The sequence below is a fragment of the Lutimaribacter saemankumensis genome (genome assembly GCF_900100005.1).
GTDB classification, from domain to species: domain Bacteria; phylum Pseudomonadota; class Alphaproteobacteria; order Rhodobacterales; family Rhodobacteraceae; genus Lutimaribacter; species Lutimaribacter saemankumensis.
Map to the genome: position 1 here is coordinate 64,021 of NZ_FNEB01000009.1, position 19,787 is coordinate 83,807.

The window sequence follows — 19,787 nt, forward strand, 5'->3', positions numbered from 1 at the left end:
ACCTCTCCCCCACCGTTCAGTCTAAAAAGCGAAAGACGGGCTGTCTTGGGCGAAACGTCGGGAAAGGTGCGAAACGCCCTGTCAAAAATGACAGGCAACGACGGGTTGCCTGACAAAAATGACAGGGTGTGGGCGGCCGCCTATCCGGTTGCGGCAGAGTCCGCCTCAGACGATTCGCGCAGTGGTCAGGCTTGCGCCCCCTGAAGCGCCATGACCCCGAAATCACCCAGCGTGCGGGCCTTCATGGCCTCGACCGCGGCGACGGCACCCGCGGCCGTCGTGAAATACGGGATCTTGTCATAGAGGGCGACCGAACGGATTTCGCGGCTGTCTTCGACCGCTTGCGCGCCTTCGGTGGTGTTGAACACCAGCGCGATCTGGCCGTCCTTTAGCATGTCGACGATGTTGGGCCGGCCCTCATAGACCTTGTTGACCGTTTCGCAATCGACGCCTGCCTCTTTCAGCCATTTCGCCGTGCCCCGCGTGCCGATCAGGCTCAGGCCCAGTTCGACAAGGGTGCGGGCCGCGCCGGCCATCGCTTCGGTCTTGTCCTCGTCCTTGATCGAAACGAAAACCTTGCCTTCGCGCGGCAGATCCGATCCGGCGCCCAGCTGCGCCTTGAGGAATGCCAGAGGGAACGACACGTCCCACCCCATCACTTCGCCGGTCGAGCGCATTTCCGGGCCCAGGATCGTATCCACACCGGGGAAGCGCGCGAATGGCAGCACCGCTTCTTTGACCGAGAACCAAGGCATGTTGGGGTCGGCCAGCGTCATCGGGTCCGCCATCGGCAACGTTCCGGGCTTGGCGTCCTTGGGGTAGGGGCCGCGCAGCGGGAAGTTCTCCATCGGCTCGCCCGCCATCAGACGGGCGGCAATCGAGGCGATCGCGCTGTCTGTCGCCTTGGCGACGAAGGGCACCGTGCGGCTTGCGCGCGGGTTTACCTCGATCAGGTAGATGTCGCCGTCCTTGACGGCGAACTGCACGTTCATCAGCCCCACGACGCCCAGCTCCAGCGCCAGCGCTTCGGTCTGGCGCTTGATCTCGTCGATGATGTCGGCGGGCAGCGAGTAGGGCGGCAGCGAACAGGCGCTGTCGCCGGAATGGACGCCCGCCTCTTCGATGTGCTGCATGATGCCCGCGACATGCACGGTCTTGCCATCGCTCAGCGCATCGACATCGCATTCGATGGCCCCCGACAGGTAGCTGTCGAGAAGAACGGGGCTGTCGCCCGAAACGACCACGGCCTCGTTGATGTAGCGTTCCAGATGGGCCATGTCGCGCACGATTTCCATCGCGCGGCCGCCCAGAACGTAAGAGGGCCGGATCACCAGCGGAAAGCCGATATCCTCGGCGATGGCCAGCGCCTGTGCGTCGGTGCTGGCGATGCCGTTGCGTGGCTGTTTCAGCCCCAGCTTGTTCACCAGTTGCTGGAACCGTTCGCGGTCTTCTGCAAGGTCGATCGCGTCGGGTGTGGTGCCGAGGATCGGAATGCCTTCTTCGTAAAGCGCGTTGGCCAGCTTCAGCGGGGTCTGGCCGCCGAACTGCACGATCACGCCGTGCAGCGTGCCCTTTTCCTGCTCGACCCGCAGGATTTCCATGACATGCTCGAATGTCAGCGGTTCGAAATACAGCCGGTCGGACGTGTCGTAGTCGGTCGACACCGTTTCCGGGTTGCAGTTGACCATGATGGTTTCATAGCCCGCGTCGGTCAGCGCGAAACAGGCGTGACAGCAGCAATAGTCGAACTCGATCCCCTGGCCGATCCGGTTCGGGCCGCCGCCCAGGATCACCACCTTCTTGCGGTCGCTGGGGCGTGCCTCGCATTCCACGTCGCCCATCGCGGGGGCCTCGTAGGTGGAATACATGTAAGGGGTCTGGGCCTCGAACTCGGCCGCGCAGGTGTCGATGCGCTTGAACACCGCCGTGACGCCAAGGTTCTGGCGCGCGCGGCGCACGTTGCCTTCGGTGCGGCCGGTCAGCTTGGCCAGGCGGGCATCGGTAAAGCCCATCATCTTCAGCCGCCGCAGCCCGTCTTCGGTCACCGGCAGGCCGTTCTTCCTGATCTCTTCCTCGGTCTCGACGATTTCGCGGATGCGCGCCAGGAACCAGGGGTCGAACATGGTGACGCCGTGGATGTCATCGTCGCTCAGCCCGTGACGCATCGCCTGCGCGATGGTGCGCATCCGGTCGGGTGTCTGTTCGGAAATCGCCTTGATGACGGCGGCCTTGTCGGGCGCGCCTTCGATTTCGACCTCGTCAAAGCCGGTCAGGCCCGATTCCATCGACGCCAGTGCCTTTTGCAGCGACTCGTGGATGGTGCGGCCGATGGCCATAGCCTCGCCCACCGATTTCATCGCGGTGGTCAGGTGCGGCTTGGAGCCGGGGAATTTCTCGAACGCGAATTTCGGGATCTTGGTCACGACATAGTCGATGGTCGGCTCGAAGCTGGCCGGCGTCACCTTGGTGATATCGTTGTCGAGCTCGTCCAAAGTGTAGCCGACGGCCAGTTTCGCCGCGATCTTGGCGATCGGGAAGCCGGTGGCCTTGGACGCCAGCGCCGAGGAACGGCTGACGCGGGGGTTCATTTCGATCACGACCATGCGGCCGTCTTCGGGGTTGATCGCCCATTGCACGTTCGACCCGCCGGTTTCCACGCCGATCTCGCGCAACACGGCGATGCTGCCGTTGCGCATGATCTGGTATTCCTTGTCGGTCAGCGTCAGCGCCGGGGCCACGGTGATCGAGTCGCCCGTATGCACGCCCATCGGGTCCACGTTTTCGATGGAGCAGACGATGATCGCGTTGTCCGCCTTGTCGCGGACGACTTCCATCTCGTATTCCTTCCAGCCCAGAAGGCTTTCGTCGACCAATATCTGCCCGACCGGCGAGGCATCCATGCCCGTGCGGCAATAATGGATGTAATCGTCGCGGTTATAGGCCACGCCGCCGCCGGTGCCGCCCAGGGTAAAGGCGGGACGGATGATCGCGGGCAGGCCGATATCCTCAAGCGCCTCGAGCGCCTTGGCGACACCCGCCTCCAAATCGAAATGCCCCTTGGCGTCCTTGGGCGCGGTGACGATTGTGGCGCGCGGGTTTTCGATGCCGAGGCGGTCCATCGCCTCGCGGAACAGCTTGCGGTCCTCGGCCATTTCGATGGCGTCGCGGTTTGCGCCGATCAGCTCGACCCCGAATTTTTCCAGCACACCCATGTCCGCCAGCGCCAGCGAAGTGTTCAGACCCGTCTGCCCGCCCATCGTCGGCAGCAGCGCGTCGGGGCGTTCCTTTTCGATGATCTTGGCGACGACTTCGGGGGTGATCGGCTCGATATAGGTGGCATCGGCCAGCCCCGGATCGGTCATGATCGTGGCCGGGTTCGAGTTCACCAGGACGACCCGGTATCCCTCTTCCTTGAGCGCCTTGCAGGCCTGGGCCCCGGAGTAATCGAATTCGCAGGCCTGTCCGATGATGATGGGCCCTGCGCCGATGATCATGATGGATTTGATATCGGTTCTCTTGGGCATGTCTCGGACCTCTGTTTTTGCGGGCAGCCAGCGGCCCGGACCTGGCAGAGTCGGGCCGCGCAAATTGTCGTGGGTTATAGACATCGCGGGGCGCGGCGCAACCCCTGATGCGGTGCGTCAGGAAAACCGGTTCACCCCGGCGCCCCGAGGCGCTAGAAGGCGGCCATGGATTATGCAGGAGTCTCCGCAGCATGCGCATGCCCAAACCCGTCGTTCTTTGCATCCTCGATGGCTGGGGATATCGCGAAGACCCCGAGGACAACGCCGTGGCGCAGGCCGATACCCCGAATTTCGACCGCATCTGGAAAACCTGTCCGCACAACCTGCTGATCACGCATGGGCCGGATGTCGGCCTGCCGCGCGGGCAGATGGGCAATTCCGAGGTCGGGCACACCAATATCGGCGCCGGGCGCGTGGTTGCGATGGACCTTGGCCAGATCGACCTGGCGATCGAGGACGGCAGCTTTGCGCGCAATGATGCGCTGCAGGCCTTCATCGCCAAGCTTAAGGAAACCGGCGGCACCGCGCACCTGATGGGGCTGTTGTCGGATGGCGGCGTGCATGGCCACATCACCCATATCCTGGCCGCGATCAACGCGATTGCATCGGCCGGCGTTCCGGTGGTGCTCCATGCCGTGACGGATGGCCGCGACGTGGCGCCGAAATCGGCGTTCACCTATGTCGAGGCGCTACAGGAAGCCTTGCCGGCGGGCGCTAGCGTCGGAACGGTGACCGGACGCTATTTCACGATGGACCGCGACAATCGCTGGGACCGCGTGGAAGAGGCATTTGCCGCGATGGTCCTGGGCAAGGGTCTGCATGCCGGAACCGCGCAGCGCGCGGTCGATGCCGCGTATAACCGTTCGGAAACCGATGAGTTCATCACCGCGACCGTGATCGGCGATTACGCCGGTGCGCGCGACGGGGACGGGTTCTTTTGCCTGAATTTCCGTGCCGACCGGGCGCGCGAGATCCTGCGCGCCGTGGCCGAACCTGGGTTCGATGCCTTCGATGCGACGGGCCGGCCCGACTGGGCGGCTGTGCTGGGGATGGTCGAATATTCCGACTCCCACAACGGCTATATGACGACGATGTTTCCGTCGCGCGACATCCGCAACACGCTGGCCGAATGGGTGGCTGCCCACGGCAAGCGCCAGTTCCACCTGGCCGAGACCGAGAAATACCCGCATGTCACCTTCTTTCTGAACGGCGGCAAGGAAAGCCCCGAAAAGGGCGAAGACCGCTACATGGCGGCCAGCCCCAAGGTCGCGACCTATGACATGCAGCCTGAAATGAGCGCACCCGAGGTGACCGACCATTTCGTGCAGGCGATCGAGGACGGCTATGACCTGATCGTGACAAATTACGCCAACCCTGACATGGTCGGCCACACCGGCGACCTGAAGGCCGCGGTCGCCGCCTGCGAGGCGGTGGACCAGGGCCTGGGGCGGGTGTTGGCGGCGCTGGAACGGGCAGGGGGCGCGATGATCGTCACGGCGGACCACGGAAACTGCGAAGTGATGCGCGACCCCGTCACGGGCGGCCCGCATACCGCGCACACCACGAACCCGGTGCCCGTGATCCTTGTCGGCGGGCCCGAAGGCGCAACCCTGAAACCTGGCCGCCTGGCCGATCTTGCGCCCACGCTGCTGCAACTGATGGGGCTGGAACAGCCACCCGAGATGACGGGGGAAAGCCTGATCGCATGATCCGCGCGGCCGCCCTTGCCTGCCTGATTGCATGGTCGGGCCCGTTATCGGCGCAAACCGCGCCCGATCCGGCTGCGGCGGCGCGCGCGGCGGCTCAACGGCTTGACGAGGCATCGCGGCAACTGGACGCCGCCGACGGTGCGCGCAACCGCGTCAAGGCGCTGACGGAAACCCTGCGCGCCTACGAAGACGGGCTCGAGGCGATGCGCGACGGGCTGCGCCGCGCCGCCATCCGCGAACAAAGCCTGCTGGCCGAGTTGCAGGCCCGCGAGGACGAGATCGCCCGCCTGCTTGGCGTATTGCAGGCCATGGGCCAGTCGCCCGCGCCGGTCCTGTTCCTGCACCCCACCGGACCGACAGGCACCGCGCGGTCCGGCATGATCCTGGCCGATGTCGCCCCGGCCCTGAACGCCCGCGCCGACGAACTGCGCTCCAAGCTGGCCGAGGTCCGCACGTTGCGCGCCCTGCAGGAAACCGCGGCCGACACCCTGCGCGAGGGTCTGAACGGCGTGCAGCAGGCGCGCACCGCTCTCAGCCAGGCGGTTGCCGACCGCCAGCCGCTGCCGCGCCGCTTTACCGAAGACCCCGTCAAAACCGCGATCCTGATCGCCTCGACCGAAACGCTCGAAGGATTCGCCAGCGGGCTCAGCCAGATCGCACTGGAAGAAAGCCAGGGCAGCCTGCCCGACATCACCCATCGAAAGGGCGCATTGCCGCTGCCGGTTCAGGGCCAGCTTTTGCGCCGCGCAGGCGAGGCGGATGCGGCGGGGATCGCACGCCCCGGAATTCTGCTGGCGACGCGCCCCCGCGCACTGGTCACCACGCCCGTTGCGGCCACGATCCGATACCGCGGCCCACTGCTCGATTATGGCAACGTGATGATTCTCGAACCCCAGGCCGGCACGCTGTTCGTGCTCGCCGGGCTCGATGTCGTCTATGGCGAGACTGGCGAAGTGCTTCCGGCGGGCAGTCCGGTGGGTCTAATGGGCGGCAAAGACGCGGAAATTGGCGCGGTGATAACACAATCAGGCGAGGGGGCTGGAAACACGCGGCCCGAAACGCTCTATATAGAAGTCAGGCAAGACAATCAGCCGATCGATCCGTCGGTATGGTTTGCAATGCAGGAAGGATGACTGAAGCATGAAGAAATTCGTCATGGCCGCGCTGGGTGGCACTTTGGCCGGGGTGATCGCCACAACGCAGGTCGCAGGCCCGCTCGTCGCACAGGAAGCCGGCAAGCAATCCAGCGTCTACGAGCAGCTTGATCTATTCGGCGATATTTTCGAACGCATCCGCGCCCAGTACGTTGAGGAGGTGGACGAGAAAGAGCTGATCGAGGCTGCGATCAACGGCATGCTCACCTCGCTCGACCCGCATTCCAGTTACCTGTCGCCGGACGCTGCCGCGGACATGCGGGTCCAGACCCGGGGTGAATTCGGCGGTCTCGGCATCGAGGTCACGCAGGAAGAGGGCTTCGTCAAGGTCGTGTCGCCGATCGACAGCACGCCCGCTGCCGAGGCCGGGATCGAAGCCGGCGATTTCATCACCCATGTCGATGGCGAAAGCGTGCTTGGTCTGACCCTGGACGAGGCCGTCGACAAGATGCGCGGCCCGGTGGGCAGCGAGATCGTCATCACCATCGTCCGCGAGGGCGAGGCCGAGCCCTTCGACGTTTCGCTGGTGCGCGCCACGATCAAGCTGCAGGCCGTGCGCGCGCGCGCCGAAGGCGATGCCGTGGTGTTGCGGGTGACCACCTTCAACGACCAGACCTTTGCCAATCTCGAAGAAGGGTTGAACAAGACGGTCGACGAACTGGGCGGGCTGGACAAGATCAGCGGCATCGTTCTGGACCTGCGCAACAATCCCGGCGGCCTGCTGACCCAGGCGATCCGTGTCAGCGACGCGTTCCTGGAAAAGGGTGAAATCGTGTCGACCCGCGGCCGCGACCCGGCAGACGGCGACCGCTACAACGCGACGCCGGGCGACCTGGCCAATGGCAAACCCATCGTCGTGCTTATCAATGGCGGTTCGGCGTCCGCGTCCGAAATCGTCGCGGGCGCGCTGCAGGATCACCGCCGCGCGATCGTCGTGGGCACCAAAAGCTTCGGCAAGGGCTCGGTTCAGACGGTCATGCCGCTGCGGGGCGATGGCGCGATGCGCCTGACCACCGCGCGGTATTACACGCCGTCCGGCCGTTCGATCCAGAACCTCGGCGTATCGCCCGACATCGTCGTGCAGCAGCCGCGCCGTTCGCCCAATGCGGAGGAGGAAGAGCAGACGACGCCAAGGTCGCGCTCCGAGGCCGATCTGCGCGGGCGCCTGGACAACGACTCGCTCACCGAGGACGAAATCCGCCAGATCGAAGAGGACCGCGCCAAGGCGGACAAGGCAGCCCAGCTGCGCGAAGAGGATTATCAACTGGCCTATGCCGTCGATATCCTGCGCGGCCTGAGCGCCCTTGCGCCCGCGGCCGAATGATCGCCGGTGGCGCGCGCTGACGCGCGCGCCCAACGCGCCGGGTGCCCCGGCGCGTGCCTCCGGCGGGAGTATTTCCGGCAAGATGAAGAGACGCGGATGACCCCCGAAGACATCGCCAAACTGCCCTATCGCCCCTGCGTCGGTGTCATGCTGGCCAACGAGGCTGGCGAATTGTTCGTGGGCCAGCGCATCGACAGCGAGGTGCCGGCCTGGCAAATGCCGCAGGGTGGCATCGACGAGGGCGAAACCCCGCGAGAGGCCGCCCTGCGCGAGCTTTGGGAAGAAACCGGCGTGACCGCCGACATGGTCACGATCGAGGCGGAAACGCGGAAGTGGGTCACTTATGACCTGCCGCATCACATTGTGCCGCGCATCTGGAAGGGCCGTTTCCGGGGTCAGCGCCAGAAATGGGTTCTGGCGCGGTTTCACGGGCATGACGGGCAGGTGAACATCCAGACCGATCACCCCGAATTTTCCGAATGGCGCTGGTTGCCCGCAGACGCGGTCGTCGATCAGATCGTGCCGTTCAAGCGCGCCGTCTACGAACAGGTTCTGGAATGTTTCCGCGGCAAGCTCTGATCGCGCTTGCGCTGGCGGCCCTGCCGCTGCCCGCAATGGCGCTTTCGTGCATATCGCCGGATATCGACCGCCTCTGGACCCGCGCGGCTGACTCGCCCGACACGTACATGGTCGGCCTCGGCAGCCTGTCATTCGATCCCGACCGGCTCCCACGGGCCGAGGCCACGGCCGACGCCCCCGAACGGAGCCTTGTTCCCGCGCGGTTCGAAGGTGCCTTGCTGACACAGGGCGGGTTCGACGCACCCCGCGCGATGGATGTCACGCTCGAGGTGGGGTGCATCGGCCCCTGGTGCGGCGGCGCGCAGCCGGACGAAGAGCTGATCGCCTTTCTTCGCCAGGGTCCGCATGGCTGGGCGGTCGAGCTGTCGCCCTGCGGCGGAATGGTCTGGCCGCGGCCGGATGCGCAGGTCGCCGACCGCCTGCAAGCCTGCATGAAAGGCGCCGATTGCACCCCTGCGCCATAGGCCAGCGCATTTTGCAGCTTTTCAAACCGCCGCCTCTGGGCTAACCCGCCCCGCATGGCACGCAAGAAACTGGATACACGCTCGATCGGCCTTGATATCGGCCTGGCTTTCGTCAAATGGCTGACGGGTGCAGAAAACCTGCATTACGGCTATTGGAAGGGGCTCGAGGTGACGGCTGCCAACCTGCGCGCCGCGCAGGAGGCCTATACCGACAAGCTGTTCGCGCTGCTGCCCGACCGCCCGGTACGCATCCTCGATATCGGGGGCGGCGCCGGCGAGACCGCGAAAAAGCTGCTGGCGCTGGGGCATCAGGTCGACATCGTCGTGCCCAGCCCGTTTCTGGCCGAACGCTGCCGCGAAAACGCGCAGGGCGCGCGCGTGCACGAATGCACGTTCGAGGAATTTACCGGGCAGGGGCCCTTCGATGTCTGCTTGTTCTCCGAAAGCTTCCAGTACATCCCGCTCGATCAAAGTCTGCCGAAATGCCTCGGGCTGCTGGCCGATGGTGGTGAGATCGTCCTGGCCGACTGCTTCCGCAGCGAACGGTTCAAGCCGGACGCGACCCGCGCCACAGTCGGCGGCGGCCATGCGATCGCGAATTTCCGCAAGGCGCTTGAAAGCCTGCCCCTGGACGTGGTGAGCCAAGAGGACATCACCGAACACACCGCCCCGTCGGTCGAGATCGAACAGGGCCTGTTCAATGTGCTCGGATACGGCCTGACCCGCGTCGATCAGGAGCTGCAGGACAAACGCCCGCGCGTGCGCTGGGCCCTTTCGCGCCTTCTTCGGACCGTCATGAGCGACCGCAAACGCGCGCGCCTTGACCAGCGGCTCAACCAGCAGACCCGCAATCGCACGGTGTTCGCGGAACACAATACCTACGTGATGATGCGGCTCCGGTCGCGGGGCTGATCCGATCCTTCATCTTGCCCCAAATACTCGGGGGTGAATGCGGCAAAGCCGCAGAGGGGGCAAAGCCCCCTTGCGCCGCCGCAGGCCGGCGCCCGCGCTATTCGCGCGCGCGCAGCACGCCGGCCGGGCGCACCGCCAGCGGCCGCCAGGCAAAGGCCAGACCCGACAACAGCGTGGCAAGGATGCCGCCCAGAACGATCGCGATGGCCGAAGGCCAGATCACCGCGAAATCCGTCTCGAGCACGTAGCGGCTGACCGCCCAGCCGCCCGCGATGCCCGCGGCCAGCGCCACCAGCCCCGCCCCAAGACCCAAAAGCGCCGCGCGCAGGGCAAAGCTGGTCAGTATGCGGGCCCGCGTCGCGCCAAGCGTGCGTAGAACTGCCGCCTCGTAGATGCGTGCGCTGTCGCCCGCCGCCGCGGCGCCGATCAGCACGAGGAACCCGGTGACAAGCGTCGCGGCCGCGCCCCAGCTTGTCGCGGCGGCAAGCCCCGCCAGAACCTCGGCCACGCGGTCAATTGCGTCGCGCACACGGATCGCGGTGATGTTGGGATAGGCGTTGGCCAGGTCGCGCAGGATTGCCGCTTCGGCCTGCGGCTCGGCATAGACCGTGGCGATGAAACTGTGCGGTGCGCCGGCCAGCGCGGCCTCGTTCATTGCCATGACGAACCCCATGCCGGCGGTCGAGAAATCGACCTCGCGGAAACTGGTGATCGTGCCGGTGATGTCTCGGCCCAGGATATTGACGGTGATCGTGTCGCCAAGATGCAGGCCCATTTCCTCGGCCTCTTCGGCGGCAAAGCTGATCTGCGGCGGGCCGTCGTAATCCTCGGGCCACCATTGCCCGGCCACCACTTTCGTGCCGCGTGGTTGTGCCGCCGCGTAGGTGATGCCGCGGTCGCCCCGGACGACCCAGTGGTCGCCTGCGACCTCTTCGGCCGGGCGGGTGTTGATGCGCGTGACGACCCCGCGCAGCATCGGCGCGTTTTCGCTGCGGCTGACGGCGGGGTCGTTGTTCACGCGGTCGAGGAAACCGGGCATCTGGTCGCGCTGTATGTCGAGGAAGAAATAGGAAGGCGCCTGTTCGGGCAGGTCGCGTGCGATTGCGCCGCGCAGGTTGCCGTCGATCTGGCCCACCGCGGCCAGCACGGACAGGCCCAGCCCCAGCGACAGCACGACCGAGGCCGCCTCGGCCCCGCGTCCCGATATCGATCCCAGCGCCCAACGCAGGGCCGGGCGTTGCCGCGCCGCACCGCGCGCGCGCCGCGCGACGATACGGATGGCCCAGGCCGCCAGCGTCAGCAGCACCAGCGCAAAGATCAGCCCGCCCGCCGTCCACAGCGTCAGTCGCCAGGTGCCGGAAAAAAGGCCCGCAACCCCGACCAGCGCCGCCGCCAGTAATACGGTCAGCACGACCCAGGACGTGCGGGGCAGGGCGCGGGCGGATTGCCCGCCATCGCGAAACAAGGTGGCGGCGCGGATGTCCTCGGTCCGGGCCAGCGGCCAGAGCGTAAAGATCAGCGCCGTCAGCGCGCCATAGACCGCCGCCTCGGCCAGGGGCTGGGGATGCAGGGTGAACACCGCCGGCACCGGCAATTGCGCCTGCAGGATCGGTGCCAGCGCAATCGGAGCCAGCGCCCCCAGGACAAGGCCCGCCGCGATGCCCAGCAGCGAAAGCGCCCCGATCTGCAGGAAATAGGTCTGAAAGATCACCGCACGTTCCGCCCCCAGCGTGCGCAGCGTGGCGATGACCGAGGTCTTGCGCGCCAGGTAGGCCCGCACCGCCGCCGACACGCCTACGCCGCCAACGGCCAGTCCGGACAGGCCCACAAGGATCAGGAACGCCCCGATCCGTTCCACGAACTGGGCCACGCCCGGCGCGCCGTTCCTGGCGTCACGCCATCGCAGTCCGGTTTCGGTGAAACGGGCCTTTGCCTCGGCTTCCAGCGCGGCAAGATCGACACCTTCCGGCAGGTCCAGCCGGTATTTCGTTGAATAGAGAGAGCCGGGCTGCAACAGCCCCGAATTGGCCAGTGCCCCGGTCGCCACCAGGGTGCGCGGCCCCAGGCCGAAACCGCCCCCGGCATTGTCCGGCTCGCGCTCGATGCGGGCCATCAGCACGAAATCCTGCGTGCCCAGCCGGAATACCTCACCGATGCGCAGCGCCAGCCGGTCGGCCAGCAGCGGGTCCATCACCGCGCCGGGCAGGCCGTCTTGGCCGGTCAGGGCGGTGTCCAGCGGCATGTCCGGCTCCAGCGCCATCGTGCCGATCAGCGGATAGGCCCCGTCGACGGATTTCACCTGGGTCAGCCCGCGTTCGGTGCCGCCGTCGCGGTCGACCACGACCATCGACCGGAAATCGGTGACTTCGGACACGGCCAGCGCGGTGTCGTCCATCCAGGCGCGTTCCGCGTCGGTGGCGAAACGGTAGGTGAATTCCATCTCGGCGTCCCCGCCAAGCAGCGCGGCGCCTTCCCGCGCCAGCCCGGCCTCGATCGAGGCGCGTACCGATCCCACGGCGGCGATGGCCGCCACCCCCAGCGCCAGGCAGGCAAGGAAAATCCAGAACCCCTTCAGGCCTCCGCGCAATTCGCGCCGGGCAAACCGGGCGGCTGTGCCAAGGCTCATTGCGCGGCCTCCGCCTGGGCGTCCGTATCCACCCGCCCGTCACGCAGATGCACGACGCGGTCGCAGCGCGCGGCCAGGTCCGGCGCATGCGTCACCAGCACCAGCGTCGCGCCGTGCCGGTCGCGCAGGCCGAACAGCATGTCCATGATCGCCGCACCATTCGCGCCGTCCAGGTTGCCCGTGGGTTCGTCCGCCAGCAGGATCTCGGGTCGCGGCGCCGCGGCGCGGGCCAGCGCCACGCGCTGCTGCTCGCCGCCCGACATCTGCGACGGGTAATGTCCCGCGCGGCCTTCGAGGCCCACGGCCCGCAACTCGTCCATCGCGCGGTCCATCGCGTCGGGCACGCCTGCCAGTTCCAGCGGCGTTGCCACGTTCTCCAGCGCGGTCAGCGTAGGGATCAGGTGAAACGACTGGAACACCACGCCCATATGCCCGCGCCGGAACCGCGCCAGCGCGTCCTCGTTCATTCCCGTCAGTTCCTGCCCCAGCACCGTGACGGTGCCGCCGGTGGCGCGTTCCAGCCCGCCCATCAGCATCAGAAGCGAAGATTTGCCCGACCCCGACGGCCCGACCAGACCCAGTGTCTGCCCGCGCTGGACATCCAGCGTGATGCCGTGGAGGATATCGACACGCCCGGCATTGCCATCCAGCGACAAGGACACATCTTTGAGGGAAATCACGGGGTCTGACATGAAAAAGCGCCTGTTTTTGAACTTGTCCTTGGCATATGGGGTCGCCGCCCTGATCGGCAAGCTTCTGATCGCCACTCCGGCCCTCGCCGGCGCACACAGCACGACCGGTCCGGTCATCGTCGCGATGGGCGACAGCCTGACCCAGGGTTATGGCCTGCTCGAGGATGACGGCTTTGTGCCGCAGTTGCGCGGGTGGCTTGCCGCGAATGGCGTGGACGAGTTTCGCGTGATCAATGCCGGCGTGTCCGGCGATACGACGGCGGGCGGATTGTCGCGTGCGGCCTGGACGCTGACACCGGACGTGGACGGCATGATCGTGGCACTTGGCGGCAACGACCTGCTCCGCGGCATCGACCCGGCCGTCACCCGCTCCAACATCGACGGTATCCTGGCCGAGGCGCAGAAAGCCGGCGTTGCCGTTCTGCTGGTGGGAATGCAGGCGCCGGGCAATTACGGCCCCGAGTTCAAGCGCGACTTCGAAGCGATCTGGCCCGATATGGCGGCGAAATACGACACGCTTCTGGTCGAAAGCTTTTTCGTGGGCCTTGGCGAAAGCGCCGATCCCGCGCAGATGCGCGACCTGTTCCAGCCGGACGGCATCCACCCCAACGCCGAAGGCGTGCGCCGCATCGTCGAAGGGTTGGGCCCGCACGTTCTCGAACTGATCGAACGCGTGTCCGACTAGGCGCTGCCCTGCGGCAAAGAACGCACACGCGGCCTCTTCACAAACCGCCTCTTCATACATATATTCTTTTTCGAATATGAATGGAGGGCTTGGACATGAGCTCGAAAAAACTGACATGCCTGGAATGCGGTCAATTGAACCGCGTCCCCGAAGACCGCCTTGGCGCCAGTGCGAAATGCGGCACCTGCGGTGCGAAGCTGCTGCCGGGCAAGGCGGTCGAGGTGGACCTCGCCACGCTGCAAAAGGCCGCGCGCAATGACGATCTGCCTCTCGTGGTGGATTTCTGGGCACCCTGGTGCGGCCCGTGCCGGATGATGGCGCCCGAGTTTTCCAAGGCGGCCACCGAACTCAACGGTCAGGCGCGTCTGGTCAAGTTGAACACGGAACAGCACCAGGCCGCGGGCCAGACCTATGGCATTCGCGGCATCCCGACCATGGCCGCCTTTGCGGGCGGGCGCGAACGCGCGCGCCAGTCGGGCGCCATGCCCGCCGCTTCTATCGTGAATTGGGTGCGCGGCGCGATCTGACGCCGCCCATCCGTGACCCCTGCAACTGAAAGGACTGCAAAAATGACCCTCGACCGTACCGTGATGGCTTTTGCCGGCGTGATGATCCTGATTTCCGTGGCGCTGACGGCCTTTGTCTCGCCGCTGTGGATGTGGTTCACCGTCTTCATCGGCGCCAACCTGATCCAATCTTCTTTTACCGGCTTCTGCCCTGCCGCGATCATTTTCCGCAAGATGGGCGTCAAGACGGGCTGCGCGTTCGAATAAGGCCCCCCTCCTTTCGGCGCGGTGTTCTATCCGATAAGGTCGGGCACCGCGCCATCTGCGCCCGCCGCCAATCCCGAGGCGGACTCGTCTTTTCGGCCCCTTTTGCCAATCTGGTCGGGTGACAGCATGTTGCTGCCCCATAAAAGGAGGTAAAAGACATGGGCCATATTCGTGAGACATCGATCATGGCTGCGATCGGTCGGGTGGAAGCTCGCCTGTCGCGCAAACCCGTGCTTGTGATTGGCAAGCGCGAGGGCCGGGCACGCCAGGTTACCGCACAGTTGCGGCATCTGAACCTGCGCTTCCGGGTCGAGGAAAACCTGTATGACGGTCTGAAAGAGCTGTCGATCGACGCCGAGGGCTGGTCGCTCGCGGTTCTGGTCGCCGACGATATCGGCGGCCTGCCGATTGCGCGCCGCTCGTGCGACTGGTTGCGCGCCGCGGCAGCCGGGCTGCCCGCGATCATCGCGGGATCGGATGCGCCGGCCCTGGGCCGCCCCGCGACGATCTGGAACGACGGCCCCGTGATGGTCAAGCTGCCGCTCAGCGCACAGGTCTTTGCCCGCGCGGTATCTCAGGCATGCGGAAAACCTCCGCAACCCAGCTACGTCGCGGTTGCGTAACGCGGATTAAAGAACCGTTACAGTCGTCCCGACAGGGACGCGCTGGTAAAGATCGATGACGTGATCGTTGATCATCCGGATGCATCCATTGGACACCGAGCGCCCGATCGAACTGGGCTGCGTGGTGCCATGGATACGGAAATAGGTGTCGCGCCCGTTCTGGAACAGGTACAGGGCGCGCGCGCCCAGGGGGTTTCCCGGTCCGCCGGGCTGTACGTAATCATTGTCCTTGAACTTGGCGTAAGTGCGCGGTTCGCGTTCGATCATTTCCTGTGTCGGCCGCCAGGTGGGCCATTCCTTTTTCACGTCGATCGTCGCGGTTCCGGTGAATTCGAGCCCCGCCTTACCGACGCCCACACCATACCGCAGCGCCTTGCGCGGTTCGGTGATGAAATACAGGAAATGCGCACGCGGCAGGATCAGGATCTGTCCGGGCGCGTATTTGTCGGTGATCGTCACGACCTGCGGCTGGAACCTGTCGTCAAGCTGATAGGCCCGCGCCAGGCTCGGCGTGGCCAGTGCCGCTCCTGCGGCACCGATGAATGTACGGCGGCTGAACATCGTCTTTCGGTCCCCGGTTTGAAAATTGCTCGTGATAAAGTGCACAACCGCCGACGTTCAATCAAGCGGTTGTGCGCATGTGCTCGCGATGCTGTGACCTTCGGGTCAGCGCAGGACATGCACCGCGCAGGGCGCGTGGCGGACAACCTGGTGCGCCGTCGAGCCAAGGAACAGATCCTGCATGCCGGGCCTGTGCGACGCCACCACGATGCAATCGACCCCGTGCTTTTCCGCCCAGTCCAGGATCGTGCGCCCCGAATGGCCCTCGACCACGACGCCCTGCGCGTTCGGCAGGGCCGCAGCCTGGGCATCCAGCTCGGCCTGCACGGCCTTGCGGCTTTCGGCGATATAGTCGGTCGGCATGTAGGAGATCGCGTAGCCCGGGATTTCCTCCATCACATGCAGCAGGGTGATCTTCGCGCCCTCTGCTCCCAGAGCCTGGGCAATTTCGATTGCCCCCTTGGCGTTGCGGTCTTCGTCGAAAGAAACAGGCACAAGAATATTGCTGTACATGGCAAATCTCCCTTTTCAGATCGTTCCCATTATCGCCAATCTCGATGGCCCGCACCTTGATGCAGGTCAGCCAAAGGTCGCCTCAACCTCGTACATCACGGGCTCGAACCGCGTGCACAATTCCGCGATGCGGCGGTTGCGCCGGCGCATCTCGTCACTGCGCAGCATGGCCTGGAAATCCTCGCGCCGTTCCCACTGGGAATAATTGGCAATACGCGTCTGGGCGTCGTTTACATGCAGTCCAGCCGAAATGAAGCCGGGCTGCCTGGATATGGAACTGCTCATAAGCCTCTTTCAGTTCATCCAGCAGATCCTGGCAGGTGCCGGGCGTCATCTCGAAAGTGGTCAGAACGGTCTGGCACGGTGTCGCGGTCGAGATCGTGGGCATGGCGGTGGCTCCTCTGTGCAACGCGCGTGAAAAAACCGTAGCACGAAAGCCGCGACCGCACCAAACCGCACCTGCGCCGTTTCATGGTTAACCGCCTGTTTACCTTCAGGAACGACGCTGGGCCGGTCAATGGAAGGCGGGCCATGCTGCGTCTTGCGATCATGATGTGGGTGATGCTGTCCACGCCGCTTGTGGCCGGCGCCTGGCCGCGCGGCAAAGGCGATGTCTTTGTTGTCGGCTACAGCTATCTCGTGCCCAGCGACACATATTCCGGCATCTACGGTGAATGGGGGCTCAATGACCGGCTGACTTTCGGGCTCGATCTCGGGCGCGGGGTGTCGGGGCGGGAAAAGGCGATCCTGTTTCTCCGCGCACCGCTCTGGTCGCCGGGCAAAGGGCATCGCTTTGCCGTCGAACTCGGGGCAGGACGCATTGCAGGGCGGGACGTGCTGCGCCCCGGCCTGAGCTATGGCAAGGGGTTCGACTGGGCCGGTCGCACCGGGTGGGTCGCGCTGGACGCCGTGGCGGAAATCCATACCGAAACGCTTGTCATCGACGGCAAGGCCGACCTGACGCTTGGCCTTTCGGTCAATGAGAACCGCAAGCTGATGATCCAGTTGCAGGCCGGCGCACAGTTCGGTGACGCGCCCTTCCTGCGGGTGGTGCCGTCGATGACCTTCGCGGTTTCGGACCGCATGAAACTTGAAATCGGCCTCAGCCAAAGCTTGCGCGGCCATCGCGAGGCAGGGATCAAGGCGGCGATCTGGCTGGAGTTCTGATCCACGAAAAGAAGCGCGCCGGGATGTCGCCCCGGCGCGCACCGCGCTTAGTTGTCGATCCGCACCGTTACCGCATAAACGCCGTCCACGGCCTGCGGGAATGTCAGTGCCACCCGGTCGCGGTCCGGCCCCTGCTCGGTCGTGACGTATGGGGTTTCATGGCGCGCCACGTTCGCCACGTTCTTGATCTTGGAACGCGGCACCAACGCCTCCACGCTCTGGGCGTAGCCGCCAAAGGGCAGGGGCCCCGCGCAATCCACCACCCAGGTATCGGCCGCCGTGTTCTGTTCATGCAGGATCACAGCCGGATTCATGATCCCCTGCTCGACCGAATTGAACATGTTTCCGGCCACGGTGATGTTGCGCATCCGGGCATAGTTCAGGTCGGCAAAGGACGTATCCACATGTTCGACCCGCGCGATATCGCCCTGGATCGCCCGGAAAACATTGCCCGACATGTTCAGCCCGCTGACGAAATGCCCCGCCCCGTGCGGCTTGATCACGAAGAACCGGAACCACGGCGCCACGCCGATCGCCTGAAAGATGTTGTCCGAGATATTGAGCGCCGAGAAAGAGAACTCGCTGGCGAATTCCGGCTCGTGGTCATGCTCGTTCGACCATTCGATGGAACAATTGTCGATGTAATTGCCGGTGATCGTCGCGCGGTTATGCGTGGCGGTCAGAACCAGCCCGGCGGTGCGTACGCCCTCGGGCTCGTCATCGCCCTGGAACCAGTGATTGCCGATGATGACGCTGCTCGTGCCCCCCAGCACCGCGAAGTGCCGGAACTGCGTGATCCTGTTGTCGCGCAGCTTGACGTCGTTGGCATTGGCATTGAGCGCGATGGAGTCGCGATCCTGCGCCCGCATCGCCGTTTCATTGGACAGGAACTGGCAGCGGTCGATCAGCATCCCCTGGCACCCCTCACCGGGGCTGGAGATCCCGCGATCCAGCGGTGAGGTGAAAAAGCAATCCCGCACGTGAAAGATCAGCCCCGCCGGCGCCAGCATTATACCGCTCGCCCGGCCCCGGCACTGGAACTCGATATCCGACATCGAGAATTTCGACAGCTTTTCGAAGCCGCTGAAATCGAGGACGTATTTGAACCGGCGGAACGTGTAGGTCTGTGTGCCCGCCGCGTCGTACAAGGGCGCGGACAAGGTAATGCGCTGCTGCGCCACGTTCTTTTCGCGCACATAGACTTCGCGCCCGACGCCGCCCCCCTCAATCAGCGCCCCGACGGGAATGTTGGCCACGTTCACGACATTGCTCAGCTCCAGCGGATTGGCGGGCGCATAGCTGGCCTGGCTGGTCACGACCTCGGTGTCCCAGTTCGTGGACGGCTCGACATAGAACTGGCCGTTGCGGATGTGGCGGCGCTGGGCGTACTCGGTCCGGTTGGCCACCGCCGCCTGCATGTCGATCGGCCCGTGCACGCTGATCCGCCGCCCGCCCATGTCCAGGCTTTCATGGTCGGAATTGTTCAACAGCGCCTGAAACGCCTTCTTGAAGGCCAGCACCTCGTCGCCGAACGCGTCGATATAGGCCGGCAGGTCGAAATTCTTGGTCAGCGACAGGATCTTGTCGTCGGGCATCACCACCTTGCCCTCGAACGCCACGCGGTTTTCGAAGGTGACGCTTTCGGCAAGCCGGTAGGTTCCTTCGGGCACCTTGACCAGCAACCCGTTCGCAGCCGTATCGGCGGCCTCGAAGGCGGCGCTGTCATCGGTCAGCGCATCGCCCACGGCGCCGAAATCGCGCACGTCCACCCAGCCCAGCATGTCGCGCAGAAAGACACCGGTGACGTCCTCGATCTCGATGTCGTCGATGCGGACCACGCCGCCGACCGGGCCTGTCAGGTCCAACCCGAAATGACCAAAGATCGCCGCGCGGCCCCAGGGCATGTCCACCCCGTCGCGTGTGCCCGTGCCCACGATCGCGCTGATCTCGACCACCTCGCCATAGGTATCGAGCGCCACGGACGGCCCGATCTCGGTCACGCCGGTCAGATGCGCCTCGCCCGCCGTACCCGCCCAGCCCGCGATGCGGACCGAGGGCAGGTTGCCGCTCACCACCTTGATGCGGGCGCGGATGCGCAGGTAACAGCCCGGCAGGATCGGCGTCTGCCCCATGAAACGCAGCTTTTGCACGGTTTCGGTCTTTAGCAGCTCAAGGCATCCGCCAAAATCGGCATCCGCCGGGACAAGCGCCGCATCCGCCGCGCCCTGGTAGGTGTCAGACCCGGGCGTGCCATCGCCGCGCGACCACTGGTCCAGCCCCTCTGCAAAGGCCGGTGGCATGAAAACCAGCCCGTCTGTAATCGCCTTGTTCATCGCTATCCCCTTCCACGTGATCGCGGCGCACCAGGGGGGCCGCGTGACAGGGAAGGGGAAGTATCAATGGCGGGTTAACGCGGCCTGAGACCACCGTGACGGTGCTGTGGCCCTCAATGTGGTTGCGCCGCCCTGCGGGCGGCGCCGC

At 65.3% G+C, this 19,787-nt stretch carries 17 protein-coding genes and 1 pseudogene; 11 read left to right on the forward strand and 7 right to left on the reverse strand.

Annotated features, from left to right (window positions below):
• Window positions 1-185: 185 nt before the first annotated feature.
• The gene (gene carB / locus BLT50_RS15620; protein ID WP_090029647.1) at window positions 186-3,524 is read right to left on the reverse strand and encodes a carbamoyl-phosphate synthase large subunit; all 3,339 of its coding nucleotides are present in this window, start codon (window positions 3,522-3,524) and stop codon (window positions 186-188) included.
• Window positions 3,525-3,715: 191 nt separating this feature from the next.
• On the opposite strand from carB, the gene gpmI reads away from it, so the two are divergent.
• The 6 genes from gpmI to BLT50_RS15650 all read left to right on the forward strand — a co-directional run bounded on the left by gpmI (window position 3,716) and on the right by BLT50_RS15650 (window position 9,666).
• Complete coding sequence (gpmI, locus tag BLT50_RS15625) at window positions 3,716-5,233, forward strand: 2,3-bisphosphoglycerate-independent phosphoglycerate mutase (RefSeq protein WP_090029648.1); 1,518 nt, start codon at window positions 3,716-3,718, stop codon at window positions 5,231-5,233.
• Window positions 5,230-6,366 (forward strand): murein hydrolase activator EnvC family protein, encoded by a 1,137-nt coding sequence (locus tag BLT50_RS15630; RefSeq protein ID WP_090029649.1) that lies wholly within the window; start codon window positions 5,230-5,232, stop codon window positions 6,364-6,366. The genes gpmI and BLT50_RS15630 overlap by 4 nt, the downstream gene beginning before the upstream one ends.
• 7 nt (window positions 6,367-6,373) lie before the next feature.
• Window positions 6,374-7,711 carry a S41 family peptidase gene (locus tag BLT50_RS15635; protein WP_090029650.1) on the forward strand — a complete coding sequence of 446 codons (1,338 nt, stop codon included), beginning with the start codon at window positions 6,374-6,376 and terminating at the stop codon, window positions 7,709-7,711.
• Between the two features lie 96 nt (window positions 7,712-7,807).
• Entirely contained in the window at window positions 7,808-8,290 is a 483-nt protein-coding gene (locus BLT50_RS15640) for an RNA pyrophosphohydrolase (RefSeq protein WP_090029651.1), read from the forward strand.
• Window positions 8,269-8,754: a hypothetical protein gene (locus BLT50_RS15645; RefSeq protein WP_090029652.1), complete on the forward strand. Its 486-nt coding sequence runs from the start codon at window positions 8,269-8,271 to the stop codon at window positions 8,752-8,754. The genes BLT50_RS15640 and BLT50_RS15645 overlap by 22 nt, the downstream gene beginning before the upstream one ends.
• A gap of 54 nt (window positions 8,755-8,808) precedes the next feature.
• Window positions 8,809-9,666, forward strand: a complete 858-nt coding sequence (locus BLT50_RS15650) for a class I SAM-dependent methyltransferase (RefSeq protein WP_090029653.1) — start codon at window positions 8,809-8,811, stop codon at window positions 9,664-9,666.
• Window positions 9,667-9,763: 97 nt separating this feature from the next.
• Here the strand turns inward: BLT50_RS15650 and BLT50_RS15655 are convergent, their stop codons facing one another.
• Together BLT50_RS15655 and BLT50_RS15660 are read right to left on the reverse strand one after the other, a co-directional pair.
• Complete coding sequence (locus BLT50_RS15655; protein ID WP_090029654.1) at window positions 9,764-12,292, reverse strand: ABC transporter permease; 2,529 nt, start codon at window positions 12,290-12,292, stop codon at window positions 9,764-9,766.
• Entirely contained in the window at window positions 12,289-12,984 is a 696-nt protein-coding gene (locus BLT50_RS15660; protein ID WP_090029655.1) for an ABC transporter ATP-binding protein, read from the reverse strand. The genes BLT50_RS15655 and BLT50_RS15660 overlap by 4 nt, the downstream gene beginning before the upstream one ends.
• On the opposite strand from BLT50_RS15660, the gene BLT50_RS15665 reads away from it, so the two are divergent.
• The 4 genes from BLT50_RS15665 (at window position 12,983) to BLT50_RS15680 (ending at window position 15,065) form a co-directional block, all read left to right on the forward strand.
• Window positions 12,983-13,669: an arylesterase gene (locus BLT50_RS15665; protein ID WP_090029656.1), complete on the forward strand. Its 687-nt coding sequence runs from the start codon at window positions 12,983-12,985 to the stop codon at window positions 13,667-13,669. The two genes, BLT50_RS15660 and BLT50_RS15665, sit on opposite strands and share 2 nt — an antisense overlap.
• Before the next feature lie 95 nt (window positions 13,670-13,764).
• Window positions 13,765-14,196, forward strand: coding sequence for a thioredoxin TrxC (gene trxC, locus BLT50_RS15670; RefSeq protein ID WP_090029833.1), 432 nt, complete (start codon window positions 13,765-13,767; stop codon window positions 14,194-14,196).
• A gap of 42 nt (window positions 14,197-14,238) precedes the next feature.
• A complete protein-coding gene (locus tag BLT50_RS15675) occupies window positions 14,239-14,442 on the forward strand; it encodes a YgaP family membrane protein (protein ID WP_090029657.1) in 204 nt (67 codons plus the stop codon).
• Between the two features lie 158 nt (window positions 14,443-14,600).
• On the forward strand, window positions 14,601-15,065 hold the full coding sequence (locus BLT50_RS15680) for a hypothetical protein (protein WP_139170546.1): 465 nt from the start codon (window positions 14,601-14,603) through the stop codon (window positions 15,063-15,065).
• A 6-nt stretch (window positions 15,066-15,071) separates the two neighbouring features.
• On the opposite strand, the gene BLT50_RS15685 is transcribed toward BLT50_RS15680, so the two are convergent.
• The 3 genes and pseudogenes from BLT50_RS15685 to BLT50_RS15695 all read right to left on the reverse strand — a co-directional run bounded on the left by BLT50_RS15685 (window position 15,072) and on the right by BLT50_RS15695 (window position 16,527).
• Window positions 15,072-15,626, reverse strand: coding sequence for a L,D-transpeptidase (locus BLT50_RS15685; RefSeq protein ID WP_090029659.1), 555 nt, complete (start codon window positions 15,624-15,626; stop codon window positions 15,072-15,074).
• A gap of 105 nt (window positions 15,627-15,731) precedes the next feature.
• Window positions 15,732-16,139, reverse strand: a complete 408-nt coding sequence (locus BLT50_RS15690) for a universal stress protein (protein ID WP_090029660.1) — start codon at window positions 16,137-16,139, stop codon at window positions 15,732-15,734.
• 66 nt (window positions 16,140-16,205) lie between these two features.
• Window positions 16,206-16,527 (reverse strand): annotated as a pseudogene (locus tag BLT50_RS15695) (antibiotic biosynthesis monooxygenase family protein).
• 143 nt (window positions 16,528-16,670) lie between these two features.
• Here BLT50_RS15695 and BLT50_RS15700 point away from each other — a divergent pair.
• Entirely contained in the window at window positions 16,671-17,306 is a 636-nt protein-coding gene (locus BLT50_RS15700) for a hypothetical protein (protein WP_090029661.1), read from the forward strand.
• A gap of 47 nt (window positions 17,307-17,353) precedes the next feature.
• Here the strand turns inward: BLT50_RS15700 and BLT50_RS15705 are convergent, their stop codons facing one another.
• Window positions 17,354-19,639 (reverse strand): glycosyl hydrolase family 28-related protein, encoded by a 2,286-nt coding sequence (locus BLT50_RS15705; protein ID WP_090029662.1) that lies wholly within the window; start codon window positions 19,637-19,639, stop codon window positions 17,354-17,356.
• Between the last annotated feature and the right edge of the window lie 148 nt (window positions 19,640-19,787).